This window comes from Streptomyces sp. NPDC087428, assembly GCF_044744085.1.
Lineage (GTDB): Bacteria > Actinomycetota > Actinomycetes > Streptomycetales > Streptomycetaceae > Streptomyces.
Genome location: NZ_JBIUXR010000024.1, coordinates 38,351 through 64,716 on the forward strand (window position 1 = coordinate 38,351; position 26,366 = coordinate 64,716).

Consider the following 26,366-nt stretch of genomic DNA (forward strand, 5'->3'; position numbering starts at 1 on the left):
GCTCAGACAGCGGCGGGGGTGGGGGCGAGCAGCGGAGCCAGCTCCGCGAGGACGAGGCGGACGACTTCCTGTCCGGCCCTGAGCTGGGCGCCGTTCGTACTGGCGCCCAGATGGGGGATTCCGAGAACGTTCGGCAGACCCAACAGCGCCGCGGGGCCAGGGGGCTCGGTGGTGAAGACATCGAGCGCGGCGCCGGCCAGCCGTCCTTCCCTCAGTGCCCGTTCCAGGGCGGCTTCGTCGACAATGCCGCCCCGTGCGGTGTTGATCAGGTAGGCGGTGGGCCGCATCAGGGAGATCTCCCGGGCCCCGACGAGACCCGCGGTCTCCGAAGTCCTAGGCAGATGCAGGGTCACGATGTCGCTGGCGGCGAGCAGTTCGTCGAGTTCGACGGACCGGACACCGCTGTCGGCAGGGACGGCGTACGGGTCGTGCACGAGGATCTGCATGTCGAAGGCGGCCAGCCGTCGTGCGACCTGCCGGCCGACTCGACCGTGTCCCACAATGCCCGCGGTACGGCCCGCGAGCTCCACGCCCGTGAAGTCGGCACGACGCCACTCCCCCGCCTCCAGCGAGCGCGCCGCGGTCTTGACGTGGCGGACCAAGGCGAGTAAGAGCCCGACGGTGAGTTCGGCCACGCTCACGGTGTTGGAGTCGGGGGCGTTCACCACAGTAATGCCACGTGCCGCGGCAGCGGCGGTGTCGACGTTGTCCAGGCCGACGCCCGCTCGCGCGACGATCCGCAACCGGGGCGCGTGGCCGAGCGCTTCGGCGTCGACCTTCGTACCGCTGCGCACGATCAGGGCGTCCGCGTCGGACAAGGCGGTGAACAGGGCGGCACGGTCGCGGCCGTCGATCCGGCGGACCTCGCACGCGGCTTCGAGCGGGACGACGGCGTCGTCCGGAAGCACGTCACTCACGATCACGATCGGTGTGGACACAGAGCTCTCCCTCAGGGAGGTGACGGGACACAGCCGAACTTTCATAAGCCGAACGATTGGTTTGTTTCTGAAAAAAGCCTAACGTTCGGTTTGTTTTAGGAGAAGGTGCGTGCGCGTGTGTCCTGCGTCACCTCCCGCAGCGGCCCTGCGGCGGGAGGTGACGCGGGATCAGAGCACCAACTGATCGCGGTACCAGGCGGCGTGGGCGGCCAGGCCCGCCGGGAGCCCGATCTCGGGCGCGTGGTGTCCCATGGCACCGAGGCGGGTCGCATCCAGCCAGTGGTCGACGCCGAGCAGATCCAGAATGTGACTGTCGCACCCGGCGGCGACCAGTGCCTGCCGAGCCTGCTCGAAGGACTGGTCACCACCCACGAGGGGGAAGCCGAGGTGACGATGGGCCGCCGCGACCAGCTCCCGCAGGCTGACAGGCCGGGACGGACAGGCATGGAAGACGCCGGCCGTTCCCCGGGCCCGGTGGGCCACGGCCATGCGGGTGAGGGACAGGGCGAGGCTGCCGACCTCGGTGAGCGAGAGCAGCGCGGCGCCGCGTTCGGGCAATCCCGAGGGCAGGGCGCGCAGCATGCGCAGCAACGCCGGCATCACCCACCGGTCACCGGTGCCGTACACGAGGTACGGACGGAGGACGGTACCGCCCGCCTCCAGGGTGAAGCGTTCGCCGACGAGGCGGCTGCGACTGGTCGGCGATACGGGACGCGGCTCCATCGCCCCTTCGGCCAGGTCTCGGAACGGGCCGTTGCCATACACGGCCGCGGTGCCCAGTTGGACGAACCGGTCCACACCGGCGCGCCTCGCCTCCTGCACGAGGCCGCGCGTGCCGTCGACGTTCACAGCGCCGCACCGGTCCTCGTCCTTGCCCACGTACGAGGCCAGATGCAGCACGGCATCCACGTCCCGGCAGATGCCTCGCAGGGACGATGGGTCCGCGAGGTCGCCGTCGACAACCTCGGCGTACCGCCCCGCCTCGACGGATTGCTCGTGGACCAGCACGCGCACCCGCACACCCGCGGAATTCAGCAGGGGAACGACCGTGCCGCCGATGAATCCGGATCCGCCGGAGACCAGGACGCGTGGGCGATTCACCGTGAGCCGCCCCGGGGCGCCGACGCGTCGTGGACTGTCAGGGTGCACTCGTAGACGACGGCGCCGCGCTGCTCGGCCGCCACCCGCACCCGGCGCGGACCGGAGCCCTGCGGTGGGTCCGGCAACCAGGCGCGGACGAGGCACGGGGTGTCGAACTCCACGTACTGGTGGAAGTGGTTGGACATCGAGGCCGCCAGTACCGCGCCCGGACCGGCGAGGCTATGGGCCGCCTGCCTGGCTGCTTCCAGCAAGAGCATCCCCGGCACATGGTCCGTCGGGTGGTCGAAGAGCGTCGGGTGTGACCAGTTGACGCGCAGCGGCCAGACCCTTTCGTGCCGGTCCCCGCCGCCGCCCTCCAGCGGCCGGCCGAGCACCACGTCGGCCTCAACGACCCTGCCCACCTCTCGCGGTGGGAGGGCTTCCGGCTGGGCGGGCAGGCGGGCAGGCGCCTCGGCGTACGCGCCCCGCAACCTGCGGTAGACGGAACCGCGCATGCAGTTGAACACCATTCGGGCGTGCCCCATCTCCGTCGCACCGCGGCTGAGCAGGACATCCATGGTCATCCCCGCGAGCCGGTTCGCATGCAGCACGACGTCCTTGCACGCGATGGCGAGTTCGACGTCGACGGGACGGTCGTCGAGGAGGAGAGCGTCCGGATCGAGATCGGTGCTCAGTTCCGTCATCAGGGTCGGGTGGTCCCGGGGCAGGTCGTAGAAGACATGACTGACCAGAGAAGATGCCTGGCGGATACTCTCGGCGGCGAGCAGGGGATCATGCCAGCGATCATTGACCGGGCTGTAGAAGCCGTGCCCGCGCGGCCACTGGGCGCCCACCTTGAAGCGGTGCGTCGCCAGACGTATCCAGTGGTCGGTCAGCAGCACTTCGCCTATGGCTCGGCGGTGCACCAGATCACGTGACGCTGTTCGCTCGAAGGAGAGAGGACTCATGGGCTCGGTGGGGAGGACGTGCGTAGAGGTCTGTAAGACAACCGGCATTTCACCGACTCCTGTCTGCGTTGCGTCCCCCAGGCGGCACTCGGTGGCCGCTGGACACGTCGAACCATACTTAACGTACGGTTTGTTTTTGAAGCATCGAATCAGCCTCACCACACGACCGACATCTCCAGGAAACGAGGAAGCAACACGATGACGCGACAGGAACGGGCGATCGAAACGCGACGAAGGCTGCTGGTGGGGGCCGCCAAGGTCTTTGACGAGCGTGGTTACGCGGCCGCGAGTATCAACGAGATCCAGGAGCGCAGCGGCATCACAAAAGGAGCCATGTATTTTCACTTCAAGTCGAAAGAAGAGATCGCGAGGGGGGTGATGACCGCTCAGACCGAAGCACCGATCGAGGTGGGCGACTCCACCGCATCACCGATACAGCAGGTCATCGACTTCACGCACGAGTTGGCCCACAGGCTGCGCACGGACGTCCTGTTCCGCGCGAGCATACGTCTCACTGTGGAACAGAGGATGTTTCAGCCGGACGACTCCGGCATGTACAACTGGTGGCTGCGCGCCTTCACACTTGATCTGGCACGTGCTCAGGGCGCATCGGAACTGCGTGAGGAGCTGGTACCCGAGGACGTGGCTGCCAGTGTGGTGGGCTGCTTCACCGGCATACAGATCCTCTCCTACGTCACGTGCGGACACCGCGACCTCCACCAGCGCCTGACCCGTTGGTGGCAGCAGATGTTGCCCGGCATCGCGACGCCGGAGGCCGCGGCTGCGGCTCTTCCGGCCGGATCCCGGAGGTTCGGTCAGGCCGACCAGGACTGACCGGGGGCCCCGGCCCGAGAGCGGTCACGCCGCGGCATGTAGGTCTTCGCCCTGACGAACGCCGCCCCATACTGACCGCACCCGTCGACGTTGACGTGCCGGGCCACTTCACGGAGCGTGGTCGTCCCTGCCAGTCGCGCAGGAGACTGCTGGGACGTCCGTGACGAGCGCCGGGTCGACGTTGGCCAGCAGCCCCGGCTCCTCAGCCCGGGGCCAGCCGCCCCAACGCGCTACTGCGGACGTCCGGCAGCGCCCCCCCGCCTGGTCGCCGAGGTCGGCCGCCCAGGTGGCCGCGACCGTCGCGGCCTCCACGATCAGGGCCTCGGTCCGGCGCCGGTAGCCGCACGCCTCGCACAGCCCACCGGCTTGCTGCTGCCCGCAGTCCTCGCACGCCGGCGCCTGACGGACCGCGTCAGCGTCAGCGGCCGCGCGCTCGCGCGTTCGCGCTCCGCACGCTCCTGGTCCGCTGCTCGGGCCTCAGCGTGCCGGGCCTCCGCATGGGCCTGCTCACGACACCGCACCTGGTCCTCCGCCTCGACATCCGCCTGCGCACGCAGCCGCTCGTCGTTGCCCAGGTGGGGCAGCTCCCGCTCGATCTGCGCTGCGCTGACCGAAGCTCGCAACAGCTCGGCGGCCGTCTGCTCCGTCTTGCCCCCTGCCAGCACGCGCGCCCGCGGTCGGCGTGCATTCGCGCCCTGCGCTCGGCGGTCGTGAACTGAGCCGGGTTCGGCTGTCGAGGAGTCGGTCCTCGGGTGGTGGGCAAAATCGGGCTGGGGATACAGAGGGCGGCTGCTGGCCTCAGTTCCCATGAGGTCAGCAACCGCTCTCCCTGCGGCCCTTCGCCTAGGGCCTGTTCCAGGTTCGGATCACTGTTGGGTCAAATCGCTCCGCCGGAGGGGCTCGGGACGGTAGACATCCGGGGTGACGCGAGGTGATCTGACGGATGCAGAGTGGGAGTTGTTCGAGCCGCACCTGCCGCTCGGCGTGAGTGGGCCGATCCCTGACCTGCGTAAACAGCTGAACGCGGTGATGTGGAGGTTCCGGACCGGGAGCCCGTGGCGCGACATCCCCGAACGCTACGGGTCTTGGTCCACCGTCTACGGCCGCTTCCAGAAGTGGGCGCTTGCAGGCACCTTCGAGACGCTGATGGAGCGGATGATCGCCGAGGCGGCCCGGCGTGGACAGGTCGATCTGGACCTGGTCAGCGTCGATTCCACCGTCGCCCGCGCGCATCACCACGCGGCCGGCATGGCGGTCGATCCCGAGCTCCTGGAGGACCTGGTGAAAGCCGCCGAGGAGGAAAAGGGGCTCCAATAAAGGGGCAAACCGCCCAGATGACGGCCGAAGGCGACGCGGCCGAGGAAGCGGAACGCGCCGAACGACGACGGGTACGCCGCCGTCACAAGGTCCGCCTGAAAGCTGCCGCGTTGGGGCGCTCGCGGGGCGGACTGACAGTCAAGACGCACTTGGCCACCGACCGACGGTGCCGCCCGCTGTCGTTCGTGGTGACGCCGGGACAGGCGGCCGACAGTCCCCGCTTCGCCGCGGTCGTCGACCGGGTCAGGATCCGTGGGCCGGCCGGTCGGCCCCGCACCCGCCCTGGGGCCGTCGCCGCCGACAAGGCGTACTCTTCCCGCGCGAACCGTTCCTACCTGTGTAGACGCCGGATCCAGGCGGTGATCCCGGAGAAGAAGGACCAGACCGCCAACCGCAAGAAGCGGGGCTCGAAGGGTGGTCGCCCGCTCTCCCGCGATGCCGAGTTGTACAAGGAGAGGAACACCGTCGAGCGCGGCATCAACAAGATCAAGGAATGGCGAGGGCTGGCCACCCGCTACGACAAGACCCCCGCCAGCTACCTTGCCGGACTCCACCTACGCGGATCGATCATCTGGCTGCGGAGTCTCCGCCCCCAGCGCGTGATCAGAGCTGGAGGCGGTCCCGCCGAAGGTGTTCTGGCCCCGTCGCGGCACCGAGTCGGGTGCGGCGTCGCACCCGCCGGAACATAGTAGCCATGGACATACTGTCCTTGTACCCTATCTGTCATGAGTAAGAGTTCACTGAGTCCCACGCCTGGATTCCTGGTATGGCGGCTCGCCAACAAGTGGCGCGTCGCGGTCGATCGCGCAGTGGCTCCGCTGGGTCTCACCCACGCGCAGTACTCGCTGGTCGCGTCGCTGCACGGCATGCAGCGCGCCGGCGAGCGTCCCAGTCAGCGCCAACTCGCCGACCACACGGGCCTGGAGGCACTTTACGTCTCAAAGCTGGCGCGCACCCTGGAGTCGGCCGGTCTGATCGATCGCACCCGCGATCCCCGCGACCCACGCGCCGTACAACTCGCGCTCACCGAGCAGGGCGAGGCCGTCACGCGACAGGCCATCGCGGTAGTCCAGGAACTGCTCCAGCAGTTGCTGGAGCCACTCGGCGGCCTCGACGCCCCGCGGACGCGTGCGTTCACCGGCGAACTGACGACCCTGCTTGACACACCTCTCGCTCCATCCATACCGAACGACGAGAGCAATCAGAGGACAACACCATGACCACTACCGCATCCACCATCACCGCACCCGTCGCCAACGCCCGTAACCTCGCCCTGGCCCACTACGCCGCCCGCGGCGTCCTGGAGAACGTCCTGGCCCGACACGGCGCCACGTTCCAGCAGCAGGTCGCCCTGCGCGCCGCCAGCACCTCCGACGCCCCGCAGACGCCGGACGATCTCCTCACCCAGGTCCAGGAGTCCCTCAAGGCGGATCCGGCCGACATCCGCGCCACGTTCGACGAGCTGCGGGCCAAGCAGCTGCTCGTCGCCGACGGTGTGCACCTTCGCCCCACCGACGCGGGGCGCGAGCTCCTCGCCGCCGTCGGCGCGGAGACCACCCCCATCTCCGCCCGCATCTGGGGCGGGATACCCGCCGAGGACTTGGCTGCCGCCGGCCGCGTCCTCGCCCTGGTCACCGAGCGCGCCAACACGGAGCTTGCGGCACTGACCGCCTGACCGAGCCGGTTGGGCCTGTTCCCGGCTCGGGGCACCGTCAGGAGCGGCGAGGGCTGGACACCCGCTACGGCAACCCCCACCAGTTACCTCGCCGAACTCCACCTGCATGGATCGATGACCTGACTCCGAAGCCTCTGCCCCATCATGATCCGAACCTAGAACAGGGCCTAATCCGCTTGCAGTACGAAGAACAGGAAGCACAGGAAGCGCGGCTCGGCCGCGATGGCCTCGGGGAACAGCTCGCGGGCGGCGGGATCAGGCTCCGGCTCGCTGATGACCGTAATCCGGAAACCGGCCCCGGTGAAAGCCTCGATCATCGCGTGCAGCGGCCTGTTCCAGCGACTCACCAGGGTGGTCTGGTCGCCTATGCTCCACTCTACGGTCCATTTGGTGGTGTCGAAGTAGTCGCACTCGGCCTCGCGACCGGCCTCACGGTGAATGAGGTTGACGGCAAAGGGATGGTCGACAGACGCGATCAGCCGACCGCCGGGCCTGAGTACGCGTCGCAGCTCGGCCAGCGCCGGCCCCCAGTCCTCCAGGTAGTGCAGCACCAGCGACGCCACCACATCGTCGAACGTGTCATCAGGGTAGGGAAGCGGGCTGCCCAGCTCCGCCACCTGCAGATCCGCACCGTCGCCGAGCCGCTGCCGAGCCAGCCCCAGCATCCCGGCACTCGAGTCGAAACCACTCACAATGGCGCCACGGTCACGCAGCGCGGCAAACAAGGCCGCCGAGCCACAGCCCGCGTCGAGGATCCGCCGGCCAGCCACGTCGCCAGCGAGGGTCAGCATCGCGGGACGCTCGTAGTAGGCATTGACCAGGTTGGTTTCGTTCGCAGCCGTGTACACCTCGGCGAAGCTGTTGTAGTCGTTGGTCTTCGGCGGATCCACACTCACCGAGGACGGTGAAACCAACCTGGTGGAAAACGTGTGCTCTTGGTGCTCGCCTGAGGTCATGGTGCAGGAGACGTGTGCTGCAGTAGATCGGTTCCTGGCCAGATCATCAATATGCGCACCCACAGAGCCCGCCTACAACTGCGGCTCGAATCAACGAATTTCGGGCACGTCCGGGCGCAGTCGACCCGCACGTGATCACGAAAACACACTGGAGTACTAGGCCAGTAGGTAGTCGAGGTCGCCCGCATGAAGACCTGGAAGATCCTCCGCGAATACCGCCTCAAAGGCTACGGCGTCCACCACGCCATGCTCGGCATCGCCCGGATGCACAACCTCGCCCTCGCCGGACAGACCAGCGTTGCCACACCGCGGCCAACCATGCCCGAGACGACTCGGAGATCATTTACGGGAGAATGATCTCGGTTCAGGGGGCGGAGAGATCTCACGGACGAGCAGTGGGCTGCGCTGGAGCCGGTGTTGCCGAAGGGCACGACGGCGGGGCGGCCGGCCGGCTGGCCGCGGCGGCAGTTGATCGGCGGCATACGGTTCCGGGTCCGAACCGGTGTGCCGTTGCGGGACGTGCCTCCCGAGTACGGGCCGTGGGGCCGGATCTGCGATCTGTTCCGCCGATGGCAGCGGAACGGTACCTGGCACAGGGTCTTCAGCCGGCTCCAGTCCCTGGCCGATGCGAAGGGGGCGATCACGTGGGACGTAAGCGTCGATTCCACGGTGTGGCGCGCCCATCAGTGCGTGCTTCCAATCCGTTCAGGCTGCGACGCGACAGCATGCTCAGGAAGTCGGAGGCGCCGCTGCCCGCGCGTCTCATACGATCAGCCTGCATCGAACCGTCGAGTATCACCAAGGACTCTGTGAATCACTCCGATCTCCGCGCCAAGGCCCCCTCGCTCGCGGCAGGCATGGCCGCCGCCGATCGTAACCCGGACATCCAGTTGTCCCAGACTCGCCACCGCGCCGCGCTCGTGGCGAGCTGGCACATTGCGCCAGGCTCAGCCGTTCTCGAATTGGGCTGCGGTCAGGGCGACATGACTGCCGTCCTTGCAGAGGCGGTTGGCCCCCATGGACGCGTGGTGGCGGTTGACGTGGCCGAACCCTCCTACGGGGCGCCGGTCACGCTCGGGGAATCGGCGGCCCGGCTCGCGGCGGGCCCTCTCGGGCCGCGCATCGACTTCCGCTTCGGCACCGACGTCCTCGACCGATCAGTCGACTTCCCCGAAAGTACCTTTGACCACGTGGTGCTCGCACATTGCTCCTGGTACTTCGCATCGCTCGGACAACTGCGAGACACCCTGGCCCGGGTACGGCCATGGGCGCGGCAACTATGGTTCACCGAGTGGGACTTGACGCCTGCGTCCGGCGACCAACTGGCGCACCTCCTCGCCGTGCTGATCCAGGGGCAGGCCGAGGCCGCAGGATCGCGTGGCCAGGGCAACGTTCGCACGCCTTTCTCCCGTGAAGGGCTGCTGCGGCTCCTGCCTGAGGCCGGCTGGACGGCCGACGGCAACAGGCTGGTCGATACCGAAGATCTTCAGGACGGGGACTGGGAAATCGCTGCCTGCCTCGACCTGGTCGCAACGGAGGAACGTCTGGCCGTGCTGCCCGAGCCGGTGCGACAGCTCGTCCTGAGCCAGGCCGACGTTCTCCGGGCCATCGCCAAGCCGCGCGGCAACCGCGCGCTCGCCGCGTATTCAGTCACCGCGCGCTGACATACGACCCCAGCGGCCGGCCCGGTCAAGAGCTCAGTGCGATCGGTCAGCCCTCGACCACCTCCGCTTCCAGGCCGCGGTTGTGGAAGGTGTCCGGCGAACTCCCGGCCGGGCCGAGGCGTCAGTGAGCGAGGTCCAGCAGAAATGACGACCTCGCGTCGCCATTGGCGACGTGGAGGAAGAGGAGGAGCAAGGAGCAGTCAGCCGTCGGCTACTACGGCTACTACGGCGCTGACCTGGCCGACTGCATCAACCACGAATCCGACGATTTCAGCGATCACACCTGACGACTGGAACCCGAGAGCGACCGTCGAATTCTGGCAGGACTTCCTCATCGACGCCATCAATGAGTGGCGGTGACCTCGGCCGTCACGCGGTAGGCGCACGGCTCCACTTCCCAGGCAGAGGTCGAAGTCGCGTACAGCGGGCGGCCGGGTCCCGTCGCTATGCCGTGCGGCGGCATCCGACGAGGAGGGTTGCGACCATGTGCTTGGCATCGGCCTGGTCGTAGTCGGGGCCGGTGATGCAGAGGTTTCCGATGGCGCGCATGAGTGTGTAGGCGGTGAAGCCGGGGCTGATTTCGTCGGCGGCGGTGCAGGCGTCGAGCAGCGTTGCGCAGGCCGGGACCAGGGTGTCGAGCATGAGGGCGTGGAGGTTCTCCAGCCCTGGGTCACCGGACCCCAGGGCGGCACCGAGGCCGTGCTTGGTTACCAGGAACTCCACGAACGCGTCCGCCCAGCGGGTCAGGGCGGTGAACGGGGAGGCCGAGTCCTCCAGGAGCTGGGCCGCGAGTGCGGTGCAGGTGTCGATCTGGTGCCGGTAGACGGCGGTGACGAGGTCCGCCCGGGTCGGGAAGTTCCGGTAGATCGTGCCGACGCCGACGCCGGCGCGTTCGGCGATGTCACGGATGGGGGCTTGGACGCCCTGGGTCACGAAGACCGCCGATGCGGCCGCCAGCACGCCGCTGCGGGTGCGCTGTGCCTGTGCTTGACGTACTCCGCCCGATTCAGGCACGAGACTCTCCCTTTTGCTCGCGGAACAATGTTCCGCTAGATTGGCGGAACGCTGCTCCGTCAAAGTATGGCAGAGCGATCCATGGAGAAAGCGCAGGACCCCCCATGTCTTCCAGCCACCCCGATCAGCGGATCGTCGCGGTCAAGCCCATCACCGTTCCCACGCCCGGCCGCGGCGTCGACCTCCAGGTGAAGGTCACCGCCCCACTGTCAGGCCAGAACCTTCCCGTCATCGTGTTCTCCCATGGCAACGCATGGTCCCTGGACGGATACGAACCCCTCGTCGACCGGTGGGCAGCCGCCGGATTCATCGTCGTGCAGCCCACCCACCTGGACTCCCGTCGCAACGGCATCGGGTGGGACGACCCGCGCTTCGCCACCATCTGGCGCGTCCGGGTTTCCGACCTCCACGCGGTCCTCGACGGCCTCGGTGACATCCTTCTCCAGGCCGGCGGCCTGGAGACCCGTGTCGACCATGAGCGCATCGCGATCGTCGGCCACTCCTGGGGCGCCCAAACCGCCGGCGTGATCCTGGGCGCGCGTGTGCTCGACGCCGACGGCGTTTCCGGAGAGGACTTGTCCCACTCCGCGGTCTCGGCCGGCGCGCTGATCGCCGCGACCGGAACCGGCGACACGCTCACCCCGTTCGCTGCCGAACACCTTCCGTTCATGAGGCCGGACTACTCCACCATGACCACTCCGGCCCTGGTCATCGCGGGCGGCAAGGACCAGTCCCAGCTTTCCACCCGGGGACCGGAGTGGTTCACCGACGCCTACCACCTCAGCCCGTCCCCGAAGAGCCTGCTCGCCATCGCCGAGGGCGAGCACACCCTGGGCGGCCTCGCCGGCGAGATGGTCGCCGAGACCACCGACGAGGACCCCACCCGCGTCGCTCTCGTCGCCGACGCGATCTCCGCCTACTTCCACGACGCCTTCAAGCTCAATGACGCCGCGTGGGCCGCCCTCAACAACGCCGCTGCGGCCGGCGACGGCACGTGGAGCATCACCAGCAAGTGAACCCATCCAGACCGCGCTGTCGACCGAGTCGGGTGCGCGCGGAGCGGGCCCACCGGTCCACACCAACCGCGGCTGCCTGCGTCGAGGCGGAATTCGCTGCACGATTCCGAAAAAACCCGACCTGATCCCCAACTGCGAGAACGGGGCGGCTCGCGGTGGCCAACCGCCGCGAGCGCCACGCGGTCGAGTGACCAGCACCTTCGATACACGCCCGGGGCCAATACGCCTAGCCGTTCGGTCGACTTCGTTCGCGCGGGGAGAGGACTGCCAGGCGGGAGGGAAAACGTAGCTGGAGTGGGGGACACAGCGCCTTGCGGAGGCAGCCGGCCGGCGGGAGTATCGCCATAATGCAAAAGGTGACGGACCCCTGGGATCCGTCACCGTCGGCTCAGAAGAGCCAGCTGACGAGTTCGTTGACCAGGGCACGGAGTACCGCGCTGACCAGGACGCGTGATACCTCGTGAGGGACCTCGCGTCGGATGACGGACTTGTGCAGGAACCGCGACGTTTATCCCAGACGAACTCAGCGACGGCTGCCTTCGTCCCGGCGGGCCGTAGATGGAGGCGCGTCCGAGCCGACCACCGACCTCGACATCCACCGGGCCGCAGTGAGCCCCCGGCCCCGCCCGCCGCCCCGCGCTCCACCGGCTGGGAGCGCGCCTGGGCGCCGTGCGAGGCGCGGCATCGATCTCGCGGAGGCGCCGCCGGCCGGGTGCCGGGCCCAGGGAACGCCGCGTGGCCCGTTTCCGGCCGAGGTGCCGGTTGAAGGAAACGGTGCCGATATCGCGCCTACCTTGACCGCGGCCTCGGCCGCCGAATCCAGGGTGTCCCTTGCGGACCGGGCCCAGGGCCGGAGCCCGGTCCGCAGGCGCCGGGGCTCAGATGGTGGCGGTGTCGATCACGAAGCGGTAGCGCACGTCGCTGGCGAGCACCCGCTCGTATGCCTCGTTGATCTGGTCCGCGCGGATCAGTTCGATCTCGGCGCCGAGGGAGTGCTGCGCGCAGAAGTCGAGCATCTCCTGCGTCTCGCGGATCCCGCCGATCCCGGAACCCGCGAGGGTCTTCCGGCCGCCGATGACGGAGAACAGGTTCAGCGAGACCGGCTCCTCCGGCGCTCCGACGTTCACCATCGCGCCGTCCGTCTTGAGCAGCGCGAGGTACGCGTCCAGCGGCAGCGGCGCCGAGACGGTGGAGACGATCAGGTCGAACGAGCCCTTGAGCTGCTGGAACGTCTCGGGATCGCTGGTCGCGAAGTAGTGGTCGGCGCCCAGCTTCAGCCCGTCGGCCTCCTTGCGCAGCGTCTGGCTGAGCACGGTCACCTCGGCGCCGAGTGCGTGCGCGATCTTGACGCCCATGTGTCCGAGGCCGCCCAGGCCGACGATCGCGACCGTCTTGCCGGGGCCGGCCTTCCAGTGGGCGAGTGGCGAGTACGTGGTGATGCCGGCGCAGAGCAGCGGTGCCGCCTCGTCCAGGGCGATGCCCTCGGGTATGCGCAGGGTGTAGTTCTCGTCGACCACGACGTGGGTGGAGTACCCGCCGTAGGTGGGTTCGCCGTCCTTGCCGACGGCGTTGTACGTGCCGACGTTGCCCTCGGTGCAGTACTGCTCCAGACCGGCCAGGCAGTTCTCGCACGTGCGGCACGAGTCGACCATGCAGCCGACGCCGACACGGTCGCCGACCTCGAACTTCGTCACGCCCGGACCGACCTCGGCGACGACGCCGGCGATCTCGTGGCCGGGCACCATCGGGAAGATGCCCTCGCCCCAGCCGTTGCGCGCCTGGTGGATGTCCGAGTGGCAGATCCCGGCGTACTTGATGTCGATCAGGACGTCGTGCTCGCCGACCGGGCGGCGCGGCACGGTCGTGCGCTCCAGCGGGGCCTTGGGGGCGGGGGCGGCGTATGCGGCGACGGTGGTGACAGTCATCCGGAAATGATCTCCTCAAAGGTGGGTTGGTTCTTCTCCACTGTGCCTCGTACCCCGGCAAACACCCAGATCCCGGCTGGACCTACGCCTGCCGTGCGTACTACTGGCAGGGTCACGCTGGCCGCCGTGCCGTACCCGGATACTGGGAGGCATGGACCAGCGCGCCGAACTCAGCGAATTCCTCCGCAGCCGCCGGGCCCGCCTCAAGCCCGGGGACGTCGGCCTGCCGGACGTGGGGCGCGCCCGCCGGGTCCCGGGGCTGCGCCGCGAGGAGCTGGCGCAGCTCGCTGGGGTGTCCGTGGCGTACTACACGCGCCTGGAGCAGGGGAACAGCGGGAACGTCTCCGGTGAAGTACTGGACGCGATCGCCAGGGCACTGCGCCTGTCGGACACCGAGCACGCCCACCTCACGCATCTGGCGAACCCGAAGACGAAGAAGAAGCGGGCCGCGGCCGCCCGTCCACAGCGGCTGCGGGCGGAGCTCCAGCACCTGATCGACGCCATGGAGAGCGTGCCGGCGTACGTAGTGGGGATGCGGATGGAGATCCTGGCGTCGAACCGGATGGCACGGGCGCTCCTCGGTGACGAGACGGCACTGCCGCCCGAGGAGCGGAACATGGCGCGGATCGTGTTCCTCGACCCGGACGCGCGAGACCTGTACGTGGACTGGGAGTGCAAGGCCGTCGAGCTGGTGAGCGCGCTGCGGCTCTGCGCGGGCTGCTGGCCGGACGATCAGCAGCTCTCGGCGCTGGTGGGAGAGCTCTCGGTGAAGAGCGAGGAGTTCCGGACCCTGTGGGCCGCGCACACGGTTCAGGAGAAGGGGTACGGCACGAAGCGGCTGCACCATCCGCTGGTGGGTGATCTGACCCTGTCGTACGAGACGCTGAAGCTGCCCGCCGATCAGGACATGTCCCTGATCACCTTCCACGCGGCGCCGGGCTCGGCGTCAGAGGAGTCGATGCGGCTCCTGGGCAGCTGGGGCCTGGACACGGAGCCCCGAGCCGTGAACCGCTGACCGGCTCTTCCTCCCCGGTCAAGGTGGATGGGGCTGGATCACGGATGGTGCTGTCCGGGACTGCGCCGCCCTGATGCCCACCGTCAGGGGGTCTGATCAGGCTGCCGATGGGTGCCGTAGGCGGTTGCGGTTCCGGCGATGCCTGGGCCGTAGCGGGTCCGGGGCCGGTCCTCAGACGGTGAACCGCGGCTGGTCCGGGCTGAGGTAGTACACGGCGGTCTGTTCGGCGTGTGGGGCGAGCAGCCCCTGCAGTTCCAGCGCTGCGGCCTTGAGGAGGTGGCCGTCGCGGGCGGCGTGGAGGGTTTCGAGGACGAAGGCGACGTGGGTGGAGTCTTCGGTGACTCGGGTGCGGTGGGCATCGCGGTGGTTCCAGTGGCGGGTCAGGACGCCGGTGGTGTCCGTGTAGATGATCTCGCCGGGCCTGGGGTTCTCGACGGTGTCGGGTTCGCCGAGCGGGGTGAATTCCTCGGTGCCGTCGGCGTACCGGATGTCGACGTCACCGGCCACGTGGTCCAGGTCGAAGGCGCCGGCGGGCAGGCCGTGCTGGACGGAGACGGCGTTGTAGGAGTCGACGGCCGAATTGATGCGCGGCAGGGTTCCCTTCTTCGTGAAGCGGCGGCCGAGCGCGTCGACGCTGGGACGGATGCGGCGGGGGTTGGTACCGAAGGACCGGTAGGCGGTGTGCCACGCCTCGATCCGCGGATCGGTCTCGTCGGCGGGCTGCCAGGTGCCGTCGGCGAGTTGCTGCTCCAGGTCCTGAAGGGCGGTGGTGGTGGAGGGCCAGGACTCGTGGCCGCGGAGGCCGGTGGCGGTGACCACGGCGATGAGGGTGTCGGGGAAGGCGTCGGCGACTGCGGGCGCGATACGGAAGGCGGTCATGAGGGGCTCCGTTCCTCGGTGCGTGCGGGGCGGCGGGGGTCAGGGCTTCCAAGGGCCGAGGCGGTCCAGGCGGCGGCGCTGCTGTCGTGCGGTGGGAACGTCGAGATCCTGTCCGCGTTCGGTGAGGCGGTCGGCGATGTCGGCCCGCTGTTCGACGGGCTTGCGGTCGTCGTACGTGAACTTCCTCCGCACGCCGGTGACTTGAAGGCGCAGGCCGCGGATGCCGGACAGCATCCTGCCGTAGCGTGGCCGGTCGACGGCGACCAGGGGGTGATCGCCGCCTGGCTGGAAGTGGGCGAGCCGGCGGCGCAGCGTGGGCGCGGCAGATGAACTGCGCGGCCACGTAGTCAACCAACCGACCGCACGGTGCATTCCAGTGGCCCGAGTGAGGACGGTGGCCGGATGGCCGAGACGGACGCAGCCCTGCGGACGCTCGCGCACAACGGCAGGGCGGCCCGCACCCGGGCCGGGCTCTCCCCGGCTGAACTCGGCCGGTGCGCCGAAGTCAGCAATGGCGCCCTGGTCGCACTGGACAAGGCACAGGGGAACCCGAACTTCGCGACCCTGGTCCGGCCGGCCGACACACTCGGCGTTTCCGCCACCTTCGGCGGCGACGCTCCCCACACCTACCGCGGCACCGGCACCGAAACCTGTCACCGAGGCACGCCGTGTCCACGAGAGCTGTCACGTCACCCGGCCAGGAGGAGACGCGGACGGCCGGTACCTCGCCCCCGAGGTACCGGCCGCTCCCGAACCGCTCACAGCCTTGCGGTTGCCTGCTTCTTCAGTGACGTCAGGTGGGCGAAGACGACGACGTTGGCCGAGTAGCCGTTCTTCTTGTTGAAGCGTCCGCCGCACGTCATGAGTCGCAGTTCCGGACGGTTGCCGGCCCCGTATACCTTGTCGTCCGGGAACTTGTCCTTCGTATAGGTCTTGACCTCATCGACGGTGAAGAGCGCGGTGAGCCGGTCGGCCCGGGTGACCTTCACCGTGTCGCCCCGGTGCAGCGCGTTGAGGTTGAGGAAGATCGCCGGCCCTGTTTCGGTGTCGCGGTGACCGACGATCAGAGACGTTCCCGCGTCACCGGGTGACGGGCCGTTCCGATACCAGCCCACCACCCTCGGCTTGCTCAGCGGCGGGGCACCGAGGTGCCCCTCGGCGTCGAGCCCGAGACCAATGACCGGGGCCTCGATGAAGATCCCGGGCACCGCGATCTTCGTCGGCCGTGCGGGCGACAGGGGTACGTGCGAGACCCGCCGGGTCGGGAGGTCTCCGCCGCCCGCGGCGTCGCCGTCGTGGGCGGCGGAGACCGACGGGTCGTCGGACGAGTCCGAACTCGCCGAGACGATGCCCGCCACCAGCGAGGAGAGCACGCACAGTGTCATCGTGAGACGGCACGCCCGGCTCGGCCCCCGTCGCCGTCGCCGTCGGCTGTGCGTGCTAGGCCTCGTTGCGGGCACGACGGCGAGCGGCTCGACGGACCATGATCAGTCCCGCGGCCCCGACCGCCCCCGCAGCCAGCGCGACAGTGGTCCCCACGTTCCCGTCGCTCTCGGCGCTGAGGTTGGTCATGTCGGGGACGCCGCCGCCGCCGGCGGGCACCGCACCGGACGGCCGGTCGTACTTCGATTCGTCACCCGACGCGGACGCGTCCCGGCCGCTGTCCTCCGCGCGGCCGCCGTTGTTCGCCGGCTTGGAGCAGTCGACGCGGAAGCTCTTCGCCTTCGGACCCGCCGTGGTGATCCACACCAGCTGGTACGTGCCCTCCGGGAGCAGGTACTCCTGGCTGCGCGCCGAGCCGTTCACGAGCGGCAGCGTGCTCTGCAGCGTGTCGCCCGGGGGAACGGTCGGGGGCTGCGCGGTAATCGTCCAAGGAACGGCCGGGAGGGACTCGAAGTTGCTGGCGGCGAGGACGAACTTGCACACCTCGACCCCGTCACCGCCGCGTGAGTTCCAGCCGACCGAACGGATGCCGATGTCACCGCTGTCGCCGGGGGCGGCGTAGGCGGCGGACGCACCGGCCAGCGTCGCTCCGGCGATGACGACCGCGGCAGCCACGGAACCGCCCGCACGGACACTGCGGGCGCGGACGGAAGCGGAAATGCGCATGCTGAACTCCCTCAAGCCGAGATGATTGTCATACTGATCGATTGATCGCCTAAGGAATGGCATGGATCGGCGGAGAAACATGTCGTAACACTCTAAAAAAGCCGACAAGTACCCTGAGTAGCCGATAGCGGTACAGAACGGTGCCGAGGTGGCGAGCCGTCCGATACGCGGCGTCCTTGTCTGCCACCAGACCGACGAGCGCGGCGACGGATTGCCTGAGGATGCCCCGTGCGAACGGCGCGAAGGCCGAGTTGGGGTGGCGCAGTCCGAGGAGGATCCGGCCGTTCCGTGCCTGTGATCCACACTTTTGTGCGGGAGGGCGTCGCGTGGCCGGTGACGTCTTCCCCCATGGGAGGCGATCCGGCCGCGCACCAAGCGCTACACCGCGAACGGCAGTGTGGTCTCCGGCACAGGTGGCGTCTGCTACCCGTACGTCCCCGCGCGTCCCGTACCCGCCCAGCGCCGGGCTCCGGCCGCCGTCGGGGTCCGCTGACACGGTCCGGCTCTCCCGGGGCAGTGACGCGGGTCTCTACCCCGTGGGCCTGTCCTGCTGGCACTGTGGTCGGGTCCTCGGGGGACAACGACTGCCGGCCGACCGAACGAGATGCCATGACCGCGACTGCCGCCGCAACCACCACCCCTGCCCGCCGCCGCACGCGGACGGGCGGGCCCGGAGACCGCTCCGGGCTGCTGGAGACCGCCCTGGGCTGGACGCTCGTCGTCGTCATCGCCATGTTCGTCACACAGATCGGTCTCATGTGACCTGACGGGGGCGTGGCGGCGGACGCGACGGGGGCGGGGAGTCCGCCCGGCTCCCCGCCCCCGTCATGCACGCTGCGACGATGTCAGTTGATCGCCTTGATCAGCTCGCCGTCGGTGGTGTCACCGCTGAGCTCCCAGAGGAAGGTGCCGCCCAGGCCCTGCTGGTTCTTGTACTCCATCTTGGTGCCGATGGTGGCCGGGGTGTCGTAGCTCCACCAGTTGGTGCCGCAGTGCGCGTACGCCGTGCCGGCGACCGTGCCCGTGGTGGGGCAGCTGGTCTTGAGGACCTTGTAGTCCTCGATGCCCGCCTCGTACTTGCCCGCGGCCGCGCCGGTGGCCGTGCCGCCCGGCTCGTCCTGCGTGACACCGGTCCAGCCGCGGCCGTAGAAGCCGATGCCGAGCAGCAGCTTCGACGCGGGAACGCCCGCGGCCTTCAGCTTGGAGATGGCCGCGTCGCTGTTGAAGCCCTCCTTGGGGATGCCAGGGTAGGAGTTCAGCGGGGAGTGCGGCGCCGTCGGACCCTTGGCGTCCCAGGCGCCGAAGAAGTCGTACGTCATCGGGTTGTACCAGTCGACGTACTGCGCCGCGCCGCCGTAGTCGACGGCGTCGAGCTTGCCGCCGTCGGAGCCGTCCGCGCTGATCGCCGAGGTGACCAGGTTGTTCGCGCCGAACTTGGAGCGCAGGGCGGACAGCAGGTTGCCGTAGGCGTCACGGCCGCTGGTGTCACAGGTCAGACCGCACTCGTTGGGGTACTCCCAGTCGATGTCGATGCCGTCGAAGACATCGGCCCAACGGGGGTCCTCCACCAGGCTGTAGCAGGAGTCGGCGAAGGCGGCCGGGTTCTGCGCGGCCGCACCGAAGCCGCCGGACCAGGTCCAGCCGCCGAACGACCAGAGGATCTTGAGGTCGGGGTGCAGCTTCTTCAGCTTGCGGAGCTGGTTGAAGCTGCCGCGCAGCTCCTGGTCCCAGGTGTCGGCCACCCCGTCGACCGACTGGTCGGCCGTGTACGCCTTCTCGTAGTCGGCGTAGGAGTCGCCGACCGTGCACTTGCCGCCCTGGACGTTGCCGAAGGCGTAGTTGATGTGCGTGAGCTTGTCGGCCGAGCCCGACGTCTCGATGTTCTTGACGTGGTAATTGCGGTCGTAGACACCCCAGTCGGTGAAGTAGCCGACCACCTTGCTGCCGGCCGCGGTGGGGGCGGCGGGCGCTGCCGCGGGAGCGGCCTTCAGGTCGGCGGGGGCCGCTCCGGCGGATCCGGTGCCCGCGACACCCAGCAGGGCGGCGCCCAGGGCGGCGGTACAGGCGGCAGCGGCGAACGCCCGGAGACGGGCTCCCGGGCGATGCAGTCCGATCATCGTTGCTCCTCGTGGGGGAGGGGACTTGCCGGTGGACGACCGGCTTTCGACGCCCACATGATTGGCATGAACGCGGAAAGCCGGTTCGCAGCGAACCGTAGATGGACTAGACCAGTTGGGTCAATGGTTCGGACCAATTCTGGTGACGGACGCCCGACGGACGCCCGACGGGCCGCTGACCGCCGCCGGTTGCCGGGTGCCGTGACCGAAGAGTTCTGTCACCCAGTGACGGATACCGTCCGATCGGGCATACTCAAGCCGCCACAGCCGCTGACCGGCACCTCTCGTAATCCGGGAGGGCAACATCGGCTGGTCCGCAGTCTTTTCGGGCCCCGCCCGGAGATCCCCCGGCGGCGCCGCTCACACCCCGCGCGCGCGACCGCCGCAACGCCCGACAGGGAGGAGAGCGCCGTCATGTCCGACCGTGCCCCGCAGGCAGTGGAACGCCGTCTGCCCACCGAGGAGTCCAGGCAGCTCATCGCGCTCGTCCGCGACATCGCCCAGCGGGAGATCGCACCGCGGGCGGCCGAGGAGGAGGACGCCGGCCGGTTCCCGCGCGAAGTCTTCACACTGCTCTCCGAGTCCGGCCTCCTCGGGCTGCCGTACGACTCCGCCCACGGCGGTGGTGACCAGCCGTACGAGGTGTACCTCCAGGTCCTCGAAGAGCTCGCGGCCGCCCGCCTCACCGTCGGGCTCGGCGTGAGCGTCCACTCCCTCGCCTGCCACGCGGTCGCCGGCTACGGCACCAAGGAGCAGCAGGCCGAGCACCTTCCGTCGATGCTCGGGGGCGGCCTGCTGGGCGCCTACTGCCTCTCGGAGCCCGCCTCGGGCTCCGACGCCGCCTCGCTGCGGACGAAGGCCGTACGGGACGGGGACGACTGGGTCGTCACCGGCACCAAGGCGTGGATCACCCATGGCGGCATCGCCGACTTCTACACCGTGCTGGCCCGCACCGGCGTCGACGGCGCCCGCGGAATCACCGCCTTCCTCGTCCCCGGGGACGCGGCGGGACTGAGCGCCGCCCTCCCGGAGAAGAAGATGGGAATGAAGGGCTCGCCCACCGCCCAGCTCCATTTCGACGGCGTACGGGTCCCGGACGCGCGCCGGATCGGCGAGGAGGGGCAGGGCTTCGCGATCGCGCTGTCCGCACTCGACTCCGGCCGGCTGGGCATCGCCGCCTGCGCGATCGGTGTGGCCCAGGCGGCGCTGGACGAGGCCGTCGCGTACGCCACCGGCCGCAAGCAGTTCGGCCGCCCCATCGCGGACTTCCAGGGGCTGCGGTTCATGCTCGCCGACATGGCCACCCAGATCGAGGCCGGCCGGGCGCTCTATCTGGAGGCGGCCAGGCTGCGTGACGCGGGCAGCCCGTTCTCGCGGCAGGCGGCCATGGCCAAGCTGTTCTGCACGGACGCCGCGATGCGGGTCACCATCGACGCCGTCCAGGTGCTCGGCGGATACGGCTACACGCTGGACTTCCCCGTCGAACGGCTCATGCGCGAGGCGAAGGTGCTCCAGATCGTCGAAGGCACCAACCAGATCCAGCGCATGGTCATCGCCCGCCACCTCGCGGGTCCTGAGACGCACTGACCCGCAGCGGCCGGTCCGACCACACGGGCATCGTCATGATCCGGTTCCACTCGTGGTCATGGCGGCCCGGCAGGGTCCTGTCGGTGCCCTCCCACTGCCGGAGCATCGCGCGGTAGAGGGGCGGATCGGTCGAACGGGGCACCGAGCGCGGCGCCGGGCGGGGCGGCTCGGACTGCGGCGCCGGTGACGATCCGGACTGCGGAACCGATTCTTCGGAGGCCGGAACGGCGAGACGGCGGCGGCCGGCCGTGGAGTGCGGCAGGGTCATGCCGGGGGAACGCCGCAGGGCGGGGCCGGGTCACTGTCCGGCCGATTCGGGCGCCCGTTCGCCAGGTCCTCCGGCGCGCCGGAGCCCCGTTGGCTGCCCGCACCACGCCGGTCGGGCCGTCGTGGTGCAGCGCAGTTCTGTCGTCAGGAGGGAGGCGGCCTCAGGCGGCGTCGCGCCGGAGCTGGTGCGGCACCCGGAGCGGGCGCGAGCCGTCGCCCCCGGCGTGCGAGAAGGGCTGCATCCTCCAGTCGAGCCCCTGAGGGAGCGTCAACAGCAGGGCCGTCTCCTGCTCCTGGACGTCGGTCGACTCATCGGCGGGCCGCGCCTTCGACGCCGGACGTCCGGTCCCCGCGCACACCGTCAGGACGAACGGGTTCCACGCGGTCGGGCACAGGGCGTGCTCCGGCAGTGTGTCCTCGTCCGCCAGGAGGGCGATCGGCTGTGCGCAGTCCGGGCAGGTGACCCGGTACATCTCAAGTGTGTCGTACTCGTCGGGAGCGGTGTCCTCGAAAGGATCAACGGGTTCCGGTTCGGTACGTCCGGTGAGCTTCATGCTCTGCATGGGAAATTCCCCCCTCGGGTGGGCCGACAAGGCGCCGCGGCCTCGGCCAAAGCAAGCACTTCCCGTCGCGGATCGGCCGTAACCGCGAGGTGCCCGGCTACCGACCCGTAAACCTGTGGCATTCATCACATGACTGCCGTGGGCGCCCTCCCGTCGGCTCCCGTGGCTGTGCCTGGAGGCACCTGGGGCCATAGATTGATCCATATGGAGGAGCTGGACCGTCAAATCGTGGAGTTGCTCGTCAAGGACGGGCGGATGAGCTACACCGACCTGGGCAAGGCGACCGGCCTGTCCACCTCGGCCGTTCATCAGCGAGTCCGCAGGCTGGAGCAGCGCGGGGTGATCCGGGGGTATGCCGCGGTCGTCGACCCCGAAGCCGTCGGCCTGCCGCTGACCGCGTTCATCTCGGTCAAGCCCTTCGACCCGAGCGCCCCGGACGACATCGCGGAGCGGCTCGCCGGCGTCCCGGAGCTGGAGGCGTGCCACAGCGTCGCGGGTGACGAGAATTACATTCTGAAGGTACGGGTCGCGACCCCGCTGGAGCTCGAGCACCTGCTGACGCGGATCCGCTCGCTCGCCGGTGTCTCCACGCGCACCACGGTCGTCCTGTCCACACCGTACGAGGCGCGGCCGCCGCAGATCTGAGGGGTCGTGCACGGGGCGGGACCCGGCAGGCGGGAGACTGTTCCCATGACCGAGAGCACCGCCCCCCAGAGCGAACACCACACCGTGCTGCTGCGCGGTGGAGACGTCCACAGCCCCGCCGACCCCTTCGCCACCGCCATGGTGGTCGAACGGGGCCATGTCGCCTGGGTCGGCTCAGAGGGGGCCGCCGACGCCTTCGCGGGTGGCGTCGACGAGGTCATCGACCTCGACGGGGCGCTGGTCACCCCCGCGTTCACCGACGCCCACGTCCACACCACGTCGACCGGACTGGCCCTCACCGGCCTCGACCTCTCCGGTGCCCGCACCCTGGACGAGGCCCTCGGCCTCGTACGGACGTACGTGGCGGCGCACCCCGCCGACCGGGTGGTCCTGGGGCACGGCTGGGACGCCACGCGCTGGCCCGAGCAGCGGCCGCCCACCCGCGCGGAGCTCGATACGGCGGCCGGCGGGCGGGCGGTCTACCTGCCCCGGGTCGACGTGCACTCGGCGGTCGCCAGTACCGCGCTGCTGGACCTGGTTCCCCGGATCGCCTCGATGCCCGGCTACCACCCCCAGGCGCCGCTGACCGGCGCAGCCCACCACGCGGTGCGCGCGGCGGCCCACGGGGCCGTCTCGCCGCGGCAGCGCGCCGACGCCCAGCGGGCCGCGCTGCGCGAGGCGGCCTCCCTGGGCATCGGAACCGTCCACGAGTGCGGCGGCCCCGACATCTCCGACGAGGAGGACTTCACCGCCCTGCTCAAGCTCGCCGCGGGGCAGCGCGGACCGCGGGTCTTCGGCTACTGGGCCGAACAGGTCGCCGACGGGAAGGACGCCCGGCGCATCCGGGAGCTCGGCGCGGTGGGCGCGGCCGGGGACCTCTTCGTCGACGGCTCGCTCGGCTCGCACACCGCCTGCCTCCACGAGCCCTACGCCGACGCCCCGGTGACCGGCGCCGCCCATCTGGACGCCGGGCAGATCGCGGCCCATGTCGCGGCCTGCACCGAGGCCGGGCTGCAGGCGGGCTTCCACGCCATCGGCGACGCCGCGCTCTCCGCCGTCGTCGAGGGCGTCAGGGGCGCCGCCGAGAAGGTGGGCCTGGGCCGGGTCAGGGCCGCCAGGCACCGGATCGAGCACGCCGAGATGCTCACCCCGGAGACCGTCGCCGCTTTCGCGGAACTGGGACTCACCGCCTCGGTCCAGCCCGCCTTCGACGCCGCCTGGGGCGGTGAGGAGGGCATGTACGTCCAGCGGCTGGGTGCCGGGCGGGCGAGGACCCTGAACCCGTACGCGGCCCTCCTGCGGGCCGGTGTGCCCCTCGCCTTCGGCTCGGACAGCCCGGTGACCCCGCTGGACCCGTGGGGGACCGTGCGGGCCGCCGCGTTCCACCGGACGCCCGAGCACCGGATCTCCGTGCGGGCCGGCTTCACCGCCCACACCAGGGGCGGCTGGCGGGCCGTCGGCCGCGACGACGCGGGCACCCTGGTGCCGGGCGCCCCGGCCGACTACGCGGTCTGGCGCACCGAGGAACTGGTGGTCCAGGCGCCGGACGACCGGGTCGCCCGCTGGTCGACGGACCCCAGGTCGGGGACGCCGGGGCTGCCGGACCTCAGTCCGGGGGCCGAACTCCCGGTCTGCCTGCGCACGGTGGTGTTCGGACAAACTGTCTACGTACGGCCGAACGAGTGACGTGCGGACATTTCGTACCGCCGATCGAAGGTGCCCCGGTTCTCCCGCGACCTGGGGATCTCCGGTACTGACCAGGCAAGTTCGGTAAACGATGCAGGTCAGGCAACTATTGACAGAATGCGCCCACCGGCCGGTAGGTTCGGCCGAGTCCACCACAGGACGTCCGACCGGTTAAACGTCCACGCAGTCGTCGAACGCCGCTGAGTCATGGGGTGGTGTGCCGCACCGGCGCACCACCGCTGACAGCCAGGTTCAGCGCCGGCGCCTCGGGGGCGAGGGAAGGTTTCAGCCGGACGGAGGGTGCGACCCGGGTGGGGCCCGGACGTTCAGTAGACAACGGCTCTAGGTCGACCCGCAGCCGGCGGGTCCCAGGTCGGCCCGAAGGACGCCGGGCCCCGATCCGCAGTTCTGTCCGTACTTCCGCTCTTCTGTCCGCCGACGCGTTCGGGCTGCCCCGCCCGGGTCGGTCTGCGGCCCCGTCACGCTGGATATGGTGTGCACCTGCGTACGGACTTAAGGGGCAGTAAGTGAACGACGGCGGTCAGAGGCGATACGGCCCGCTCGGCAGAACCTTGGTGATCATTCCGACCTACAACGAGGCCGAGAACATCAAGCCGATCGTCAGCCGGGTGCGCGCCGCCGTACCGGAGGCCGACATCCTGGTCGCCGACGACAACAGCCCCGACGGCACCGGCAAGCTGGCCGACGAGCTGGCCGCCGAGGACGACCGGGTCCATGTGCTGCACCGCCAGGGCAAGGAAGGCCTGGGCGCGGCCTATCTCGCCGGTTTCCGCTGGGGGATGGAACACGACTACGGCGTGCTCGTCGAGATGGACGCGGACGGCTCCCACCAGCCCGAGGAACTGCCCCGGCTGCTCACCGCGCTCAAGGGCGCCGACCTGGTGCTGGGTTCCCGCTGGGTCCCGGGCGGGCGCGTGGTCAACTGGCCGAAGTCCCGGGAGATGATCTCCCGCGGCGGCAGCACCTACTCGCGGCTGATGCTCGGGCTCCGGACCAGGGACGTCACCGGTGGATACCGGGCGTTCCGCACGGAGACCCTGAAGGGGATCGGCCTCGACGAGGTCGCCTCGCAGGGCTACTGCTTCCAGGTGGACCTGGCGCGCCGCGCGATCGAGGCCGGCTACCACGTCGTCGAGGTCCCGATCACCTTCGTGGACCGGGAGATCGGTGACTCCAAGATGAGCCGGGACATCCTCGTCGAGGCGCTCTGGCGGGTCACCGCCTGGGGCGTCACCACCCGTACGAACCGGGTGCTGGGACGCCGGACGCCCTGACGTCCGCGGGGCGATGATCTCCACCCCCTTACGGCGTTCGGACCCGTGGCCAGGCACACTGGGGGCATGACGACCGGCACACCGCCCCCGACCGCCCGCAGGCGCTCGCGCGCCCGGACCTTCGTACCCCTCGCCATCGCCGTCTGGGCGGTGCTGGAGATCTGGCTGCTCATCGTGGTGGGGGAGGCGGCGGGCGGGTTCGTCGTCCTGCTGCTCCTGGCCGCGGGGGTCGTGCTCGGAGCCGTGGTGATGAAGTCGGCGGGCCGCCGCGCCTTCCGCAATCTCACCGAGACGCTCCAGCAGATGCCGGGACAGCCCGGCGCCGATGGCTCCTCACCCGCTCCTCCGAGCAGCAGGGGCAACGGCTTCCTCATGCTCGGCGGGCTGCTGATCATGATTCCGGGGATGATCTCGGACGTCGCCGGACTGCTGCTCCTGGTGCCGCCGGTCCGCTCCGCGCTCAGCAGGTACGCGGAGCGGTCGCTGGAGCGCCGGATGCGGGCTGCGGCTCCCGGTGGCCTCTCTGACGCCTTCCAGCAGGCCCGGATGCACAGGCCCGACGGAAAGGTCGTCCAGGGCGAGGTCATCCGCGACGACCCCCCTCACCCCGACGAGAACCCCCGCCCGCCCCTGACGCCGTAACCCCCGAGCGGCCGGTGCCATGCCCCCCCTTGGCACCGGCTCGCGGGCAGCACAGAGCCGGGCAGCACAGAGCCGCGGGGGGGGGGGCCCCCGGGGGGGGGGGGCGCGGGGGGGGGGGGGGGGGGGCGCGGGGGGGGGGGGGGCCCCGGGGCGGGGGGGGGGGGGGCCGGCACC

Annotated in this window: 24 protein-coding genes and 5 pseudogenes; 17 read left to right on the forward strand and 12 right to left on the reverse strand. The window is 69.9% G+C overall.

Going from position 1 to position 26,366, the window contains the following annotated elements; genetic code table 11:
* Positions 1-2 precede the first annotated feature (2 nt).
* The 3 genes from ACIO3R_RS36515 to ACIO3R_RS36525 all read right to left on the reverse strand — a co-directional run bounded on the left by ACIO3R_RS36515 (position 3) and on the right by ACIO3R_RS36525 (position 2,986).
* Positions 3-938, reverse strand: coding sequence for a hydroxyacid dehydrogenase (locus ACIO3R_RS36515; RefSeq protein ID WP_402111321.1), 936 nt, complete (start codon positions 936-938; stop codon positions 3-5).
* A 168-nt stretch (positions 939-1,106) separates the two neighbouring features.
* Positions 1,107-2,039, reverse strand: coding sequence for an NAD-dependent epimerase/dehydratase family protein (locus tag ACIO3R_RS36520; RefSeq protein ID WP_402111323.1), 933 nt, complete (start codon positions 2,037-2,039; stop codon positions 1,107-1,109).
* The gene (locus tag ACIO3R_RS36525) at positions 2,036-2,986 is read right to left on the reverse strand and encodes a ScbA/BarX family gamma-butyrolactone biosynthesis protein (RefSeq protein WP_402111325.1); all 951 of its coding nucleotides are present in this window, start codon (positions 2,984-2,986) and stop codon (positions 2,036-2,038) included. Before ACIO3R_RS36525 ends, ACIO3R_RS36520 begins: the two co-directional genes overlap by 4 nt.
* Positions 2,987-3,184: 198 nt before the next feature.
* On the opposite strand from ACIO3R_RS36525, the gene ACIO3R_RS36530 reads away from it, so the two are divergent.
* The 4 genes and pseudogenes from ACIO3R_RS36530 (at position 3,185) to ACIO3R_RS36545 (ending at position 6,812) form a co-directional block, all read left to right on the forward strand.
* Positions 3,185-3,820: a ScbR family autoregulator-binding transcription factor gene (locus tag ACIO3R_RS36530; protein WP_385030961.1), complete on the forward strand. Its 636-nt coding sequence runs from the start codon at positions 3,185-3,187 to the stop codon at positions 3,818-3,820.
* A gap of 921 nt (positions 3,821-4,741) precedes the next feature.
* A pseudogene (locus ACIO3R_RS36535) lies at positions 4,742-5,724 on the forward strand (IS5 family transposase); the annotation flags it as partial.
* Between the two features lie 138 nt (positions 5,725-5,862).
* Positions 5,863-6,357 (forward strand): MarR family winged helix-turn-helix transcriptional regulator, encoded by a 495-nt coding sequence (locus tag ACIO3R_RS36540; protein WP_385030955.1) that lies wholly within the window; start codon positions 5,863-5,865, stop codon positions 6,355-6,357.
* Positions 6,354-6,812 (forward strand): MarR family transcriptional regulator, encoded by a 459-nt coding sequence (locus ACIO3R_RS36545; protein WP_402111327.1) that lies wholly within the window; start codon positions 6,354-6,356, stop codon positions 6,810-6,812. Before ACIO3R_RS36540 ends, ACIO3R_RS36545 begins: the two co-directional genes overlap by 4 nt.
* 167 nt (positions 6,813-6,979) lie before the next feature.
* On the opposite strand, the gene ACIO3R_RS36550 is transcribed toward ACIO3R_RS36545, so the two are convergent.
* Positions 6,980-7,768, reverse strand: coding sequence for a class I SAM-dependent methyltransferase (locus ACIO3R_RS36550; RefSeq protein WP_402111328.1), 789 nt, complete (start codon positions 7,766-7,768; stop codon positions 6,980-6,982).
* A 180-nt stretch (positions 7,769-7,948) separates the two neighbouring features.
* Between ACIO3R_RS36550 and ACIO3R_RS36555 the strand changes: the two are divergent.
* From ACIO3R_RS36555 to ACIO3R_RS36565, 3 genes and pseudogenes are all read left to right on the forward strand, one after another.
* Positions 7,949-8,056: pseudogene (locus tag ACIO3R_RS36555) on the forward strand (IS5/IS1182 family transposase); the annotation flags it as partial.
* Positions 8,057-8,161: 105 nt separating this feature from the next.
* Positions 8,162-8,581, forward strand: a pseudogene (locus tag ACIO3R_RS36560) (transposase); the annotation flags it as partial.
* Positions 8,578-9,432 carry a class I SAM-dependent methyltransferase gene (locus ACIO3R_RS36565; protein ID WP_402111330.1) on the forward strand — a complete coding sequence of 285 codons (855 nt, stop codon included), beginning with the start codon at positions 8,578-8,580 and terminating at the stop codon, positions 9,430-9,432. The pseudogene ACIO3R_RS36560 and the gene ACIO3R_RS36565, both read left to right, overlap by 4 nt.
* A 444-nt stretch (positions 9,433-9,876) precedes the next feature.
* Here the strand turns inward: ACIO3R_RS36565 and ACIO3R_RS36570 are convergent, their stop codons facing one another.
* The gene (locus ACIO3R_RS36570) at positions 9,877-10,446 is read right to left on the reverse strand and encodes a TetR/AcrR family transcriptional regulator (RefSeq protein ID WP_385030940.1); all 570 of its coding nucleotides are present in this window, start codon (positions 10,444-10,446) and stop codon (positions 9,877-9,879) included.
* 104 nt (positions 10,447-10,550) lie between these two features.
* Between ACIO3R_RS36570 and ACIO3R_RS36575 the strand changes: the two genes are divergently transcribed.
* Positions 10,551-11,462 carry an alpha/beta hydrolase family protein gene (locus ACIO3R_RS36575; RefSeq protein ID WP_385030937.1) on the forward strand — a complete coding sequence of 304 codons (912 nt, stop codon included), beginning with the start codon at positions 10,551-10,553 and terminating at the stop codon, positions 11,460-11,462.
* An 878-nt stretch (positions 11,463-12,340) separates the two neighbouring features.
* Here ACIO3R_RS36575 and ACIO3R_RS36580 read toward each other — a convergent pair.
* A complete protein-coding gene (locus tag ACIO3R_RS36580) occupies positions 12,341-13,387 on the reverse strand; it encodes an NAD(P)-dependent alcohol dehydrogenase (protein WP_402111332.1) in 1,047 nt (348 codons plus the stop codon).
* Positions 13,388-13,538: 151 nt separating this feature from the next.
* Here ACIO3R_RS36580 and ACIO3R_RS36585 point away from each other — a divergent pair, with 151 nt between their 5' ends.
* Positions 13,539-14,402 (forward strand): helix-turn-helix domain-containing protein, encoded by an 864-nt coding sequence (locus tag ACIO3R_RS36585; RefSeq protein ID WP_385030931.1) that lies wholly within the window; start codon positions 13,539-13,541, stop codon positions 14,400-14,402.
* A gap of 171 nt (positions 14,403-14,573) precedes the next feature.
* Here the strand turns inward: ACIO3R_RS36585 and ACIO3R_RS36590 are convergent, their stop codons facing one another.
* Positions 14,574-15,281, reverse strand: a complete 708-nt coding sequence (locus ACIO3R_RS36590) for a B3/4 domain-containing protein (protein ID WP_385030928.1) — start codon at positions 15,279-15,281, stop codon at positions 14,574-14,576.
* 39 nt (positions 15,282-15,320) lie between these two features.
* Positions 15,321-15,632 (reverse strand): hypothetical protein, encoded by a 312-nt coding sequence (locus ACIO3R_RS36595; RefSeq protein ID WP_402111334.1) that lies wholly within the window; start codon positions 15,630-15,632, stop codon positions 15,321-15,323.
* Between the two features lie 51 nt (positions 15,633-15,683).
* On the opposite strand from ACIO3R_RS36595, the pseudogene ACIO3R_RS36600 reads away from it, so the two are divergent.
* Positions 15,684-15,884 (forward strand): annotated as a pseudogene (locus ACIO3R_RS36600) (XRE family transcriptional regulator); the annotation flags it as partial.
* A 155-nt stretch (positions 15,885-16,039) separates the two neighbouring features.
* Here ACIO3R_RS36600 and ACIO3R_RS36605 read toward each other — a convergent pair.
* Together ACIO3R_RS36605 and ACIO3R_RS36610 are read right to left on the reverse strand one after the other, a co-directional pair.
* Complete coding sequence (locus ACIO3R_RS36605; protein ID WP_402111336.1) at positions 16,040-16,666, reverse strand: class F sortase; 627 nt, start codon at positions 16,664-16,666, stop codon at positions 16,040-16,042.
* A 55-nt stretch (positions 16,667-16,721) separates the two neighbouring features.
* A complete protein-coding gene (locus tag ACIO3R_RS36610; protein ID WP_385030919.1) occupies positions 16,722-17,390 on the reverse strand; it encodes a hypothetical protein in 669 nt (222 codons plus the stop codon).
* A gap of 349 nt (positions 17,391-17,739) precedes the next feature.
* Between ACIO3R_RS36610 and ACIO3R_RS36615 the strand changes: the two are divergent.
* Positions 17,740-17,883, forward strand: a pseudogene (locus ACIO3R_RS36615) (peptidase C39 family protein); the annotation flags it as partial.
* A 116-nt stretch (positions 17,884-17,999) separates the two neighbouring features.
* Positions 18,000-18,152: an SCO1431 family membrane protein gene (locus ACIO3R_RS36620; protein WP_402111339.1), complete on the forward strand. Its 153-nt coding sequence runs from the start codon at positions 18,000-18,002 to the stop codon at positions 18,150-18,152.
* 83 nt (positions 18,153-18,235) lie between these two features.
* Here ACIO3R_RS36620 and ACIO3R_RS36625 read toward each other — a convergent pair whose 3' ends face one another.
* Positions 18,236-19,507 carry a glycoside hydrolase family 18 protein gene (locus ACIO3R_RS36625; protein WP_402111341.1) on the reverse strand — a complete coding sequence of 424 codons (1,272 nt, stop codon included), beginning with the start codon at positions 19,505-19,507 and terminating at the stop codon, positions 18,236-18,238.
* A gap of 414 nt (positions 19,508-19,921) precedes the next feature.
* Here ACIO3R_RS36625 and ACIO3R_RS36630 point away from each other — a divergent pair, with 414 nt between their 5' ends.
* Positions 19,922-21,094, forward strand: a complete 1,173-nt coding sequence (locus tag ACIO3R_RS36630) for an acyl-CoA dehydrogenase family protein (protein WP_385030910.1) — start codon at positions 19,922-19,924, stop codon at positions 21,092-21,094.
* A 428-nt stretch (positions 21,095-21,522) separates the two neighbouring features.
* On the opposite strand, the gene ACIO3R_RS36635 is transcribed toward ACIO3R_RS36630, so the two are convergent.
* Positions 21,523-21,924: a hypothetical protein gene (locus ACIO3R_RS36635; protein ID WP_385030907.1), complete on the reverse strand. Its 402-nt coding sequence runs from the start codon at positions 21,922-21,924 to the stop codon at positions 21,523-21,525.
* 204 nt (positions 21,925-22,128) lie between these two features.
* Between ACIO3R_RS36635 and ACIO3R_RS36640 the strand changes: the two genes are divergently transcribed.
* The 4 genes from ACIO3R_RS36640 to fxsA all read left to right on the forward strand — a co-directional run bounded on the left by ACIO3R_RS36640 (position 22,129) and on the right by fxsA (position 26,192).
* Positions 22,129-22,569 (forward strand): Lrp/AsnC family transcriptional regulator, encoded by a 441-nt coding sequence (locus ACIO3R_RS36640; RefSeq protein ID WP_024493538.1) that lies wholly within the window; start codon positions 22,129-22,131, stop codon positions 22,567-22,569.
* A 45-nt stretch (positions 22,570-22,614) separates the two neighbouring features.
* On the forward strand, positions 22,615-24,255 hold the full coding sequence (locus tag ACIO3R_RS36645; RefSeq protein ID WP_402111344.1) for an amidohydrolase: 1,641 nt from the start codon (positions 22,615-22,617) through the stop codon (positions 24,253-24,255).
* A gap of 527 nt (positions 24,256-24,782) precedes the next feature.
* On the forward strand, positions 24,783-25,550 hold the full coding sequence (locus ACIO3R_RS36650; RefSeq protein ID WP_363031505.1) for a polyprenol monophosphomannose synthase: 768 nt from the start codon (positions 24,783-24,785) through the stop codon (positions 25,548-25,550).
* Between the two features lie 66 nt (positions 25,551-25,616).
* Positions 25,617-26,192 (forward strand): FxsA family membrane protein, encoded by a 576-nt coding sequence (fxsA, locus tag ACIO3R_RS36655; protein WP_402111346.1) that lies wholly within the window; start codon positions 25,617-25,619, stop codon positions 26,190-26,192.
* The last annotated feature ends 174 nt before the right edge of the window (positions 26,193-26,366 follow it).

What these genes read in the sequence shown, in the direction of transcription:
- ACIO3R_RS36575 (WP_385030937.1), top strand. Translation starts at nt 10,551, where the DNA reads ATGTCTTCCAGCCACCCCGATCAGCGGATCGTCGCGGTCAAGCCCATC.
- ACIO3R_RS36620 (WP_402111339.1), top strand. Translation starts at nt 18,000, where the DNA reads ATGACCGCGACTGCCGCCGCAACCACCACCCCTGCCCGCCGCCGCACG.
- ACIO3R_RS36530 (WP_385030961.1), top strand. Translation starts at nt 3,185, where the DNA reads ATGACGCGACAGGAACGGGCGATCGAAACGCGACGAAGGCTGCTGGTG.
- ACIO3R_RS36590 (WP_385030928.1), bottom strand. Translation starts at nt 15,281, where the DNA reads ATGACCGCCTTCCGTATCGCGCCCGCAGTCGCCGACGCCTTCCCCGAC.
- ACIO3R_RS36635 (WP_385030907.1), bottom strand. Translation starts at nt 21,924, where the DNA reads ATGCAGAGCATGAAGCTCACCGGACGTACCGAACCGGAACCCGTTGAT.
- ACIO3R_RS36525 (WP_402111325.1), bottom strand. Translation starts at nt 2,986, where the DNA reads ATGAGTCCTCTCTCCTTCGAGCGAACAGCGTCACGTGATCTGGTGCAC.
- ACIO3R_RS36640 (WP_024493538.1), top strand. Translation starts at nt 22,129, where the DNA reads ATGGAGGAGCTGGACCGTCAAATCGTGGAGTTGCTCGTCAAGGACGGG.
- ACIO3R_RS36605 (WP_402111336.1), bottom strand. Translation starts at nt 16,666, where the DNA reads ATGACACTGTGCGTGCTCTCCTCGCTGGTGGCGGGCATCGTCTCGGCG.
- ACIO3R_RS36550 (WP_402111328.1), bottom strand. Translation starts at nt 7,768, where the DNA reads ATGACCTCAGGCGAGCACCAAGAGCACACGTTTTCCACCAGGTTGGTT.
- ACIO3R_RS36585 (WP_385030931.1), top strand. Translation starts at nt 13,539, where the DNA reads ATGGACCAGCGCGCCGAACTCAGCGAATTCCTCCGCAGCCGCCGGGCC.
- ACIO3R_RS36630 (WP_385030910.1), top strand. Translation starts at nt 19,922, where the DNA reads ATGTCCGACCGTGCCCCGCAGGCAGTGGAACGCCGTCTGCCCACCGAG.
- ACIO3R_RS36540 (WP_385030955.1), top strand. Translation starts at nt 5,863, where the DNA reads ATGAGTAAGAGTTCACTGAGTCCCACGCCTGGATTCCTGGTATGGCGG.
- ACIO3R_RS36625 (WP_402111341.1), bottom strand. Translation starts at nt 19,507, where the DNA reads ATGATCGGACTGCATCGCCCGGGAGCCCGTCTCCGGGCGTTCGCCGCT.
- ACIO3R_RS36610 (WP_385030919.1), bottom strand. Translation starts at nt 17,390, where the DNA reads ATGCGCATTTCCGCTTCCGTCCGCGCCCGCAGTGTCCGTGCGGGCGGT.
- ACIO3R_RS36545 (WP_402111327.1), top strand. Translation starts at nt 6,354, where the DNA reads ATGACCACTACCGCATCCACCATCACCGCACCCGTCGCCAACGCCCGT.
- fxsA (WP_402111346.1), top strand. Translation starts at nt 25,617, where the DNA reads ATGACGACCGGCACACCGCCCCCGACCGCCCGCAGGCGCTCGCGCGCC.
- ACIO3R_RS36645 (WP_402111344.1), top strand. Translation starts at nt 22,615, where the DNA reads ATGACCGAGAGCACCGCCCCCCAGAGCGAACACCACACCGTGCTGCTG.
- ACIO3R_RS36580 (WP_402111332.1), bottom strand. Translation starts at nt 13,387, where the DNA reads ATGACTGTCACCACCGTCGCCGCATACGCCGCCCCCGCCCCCAAGGCC.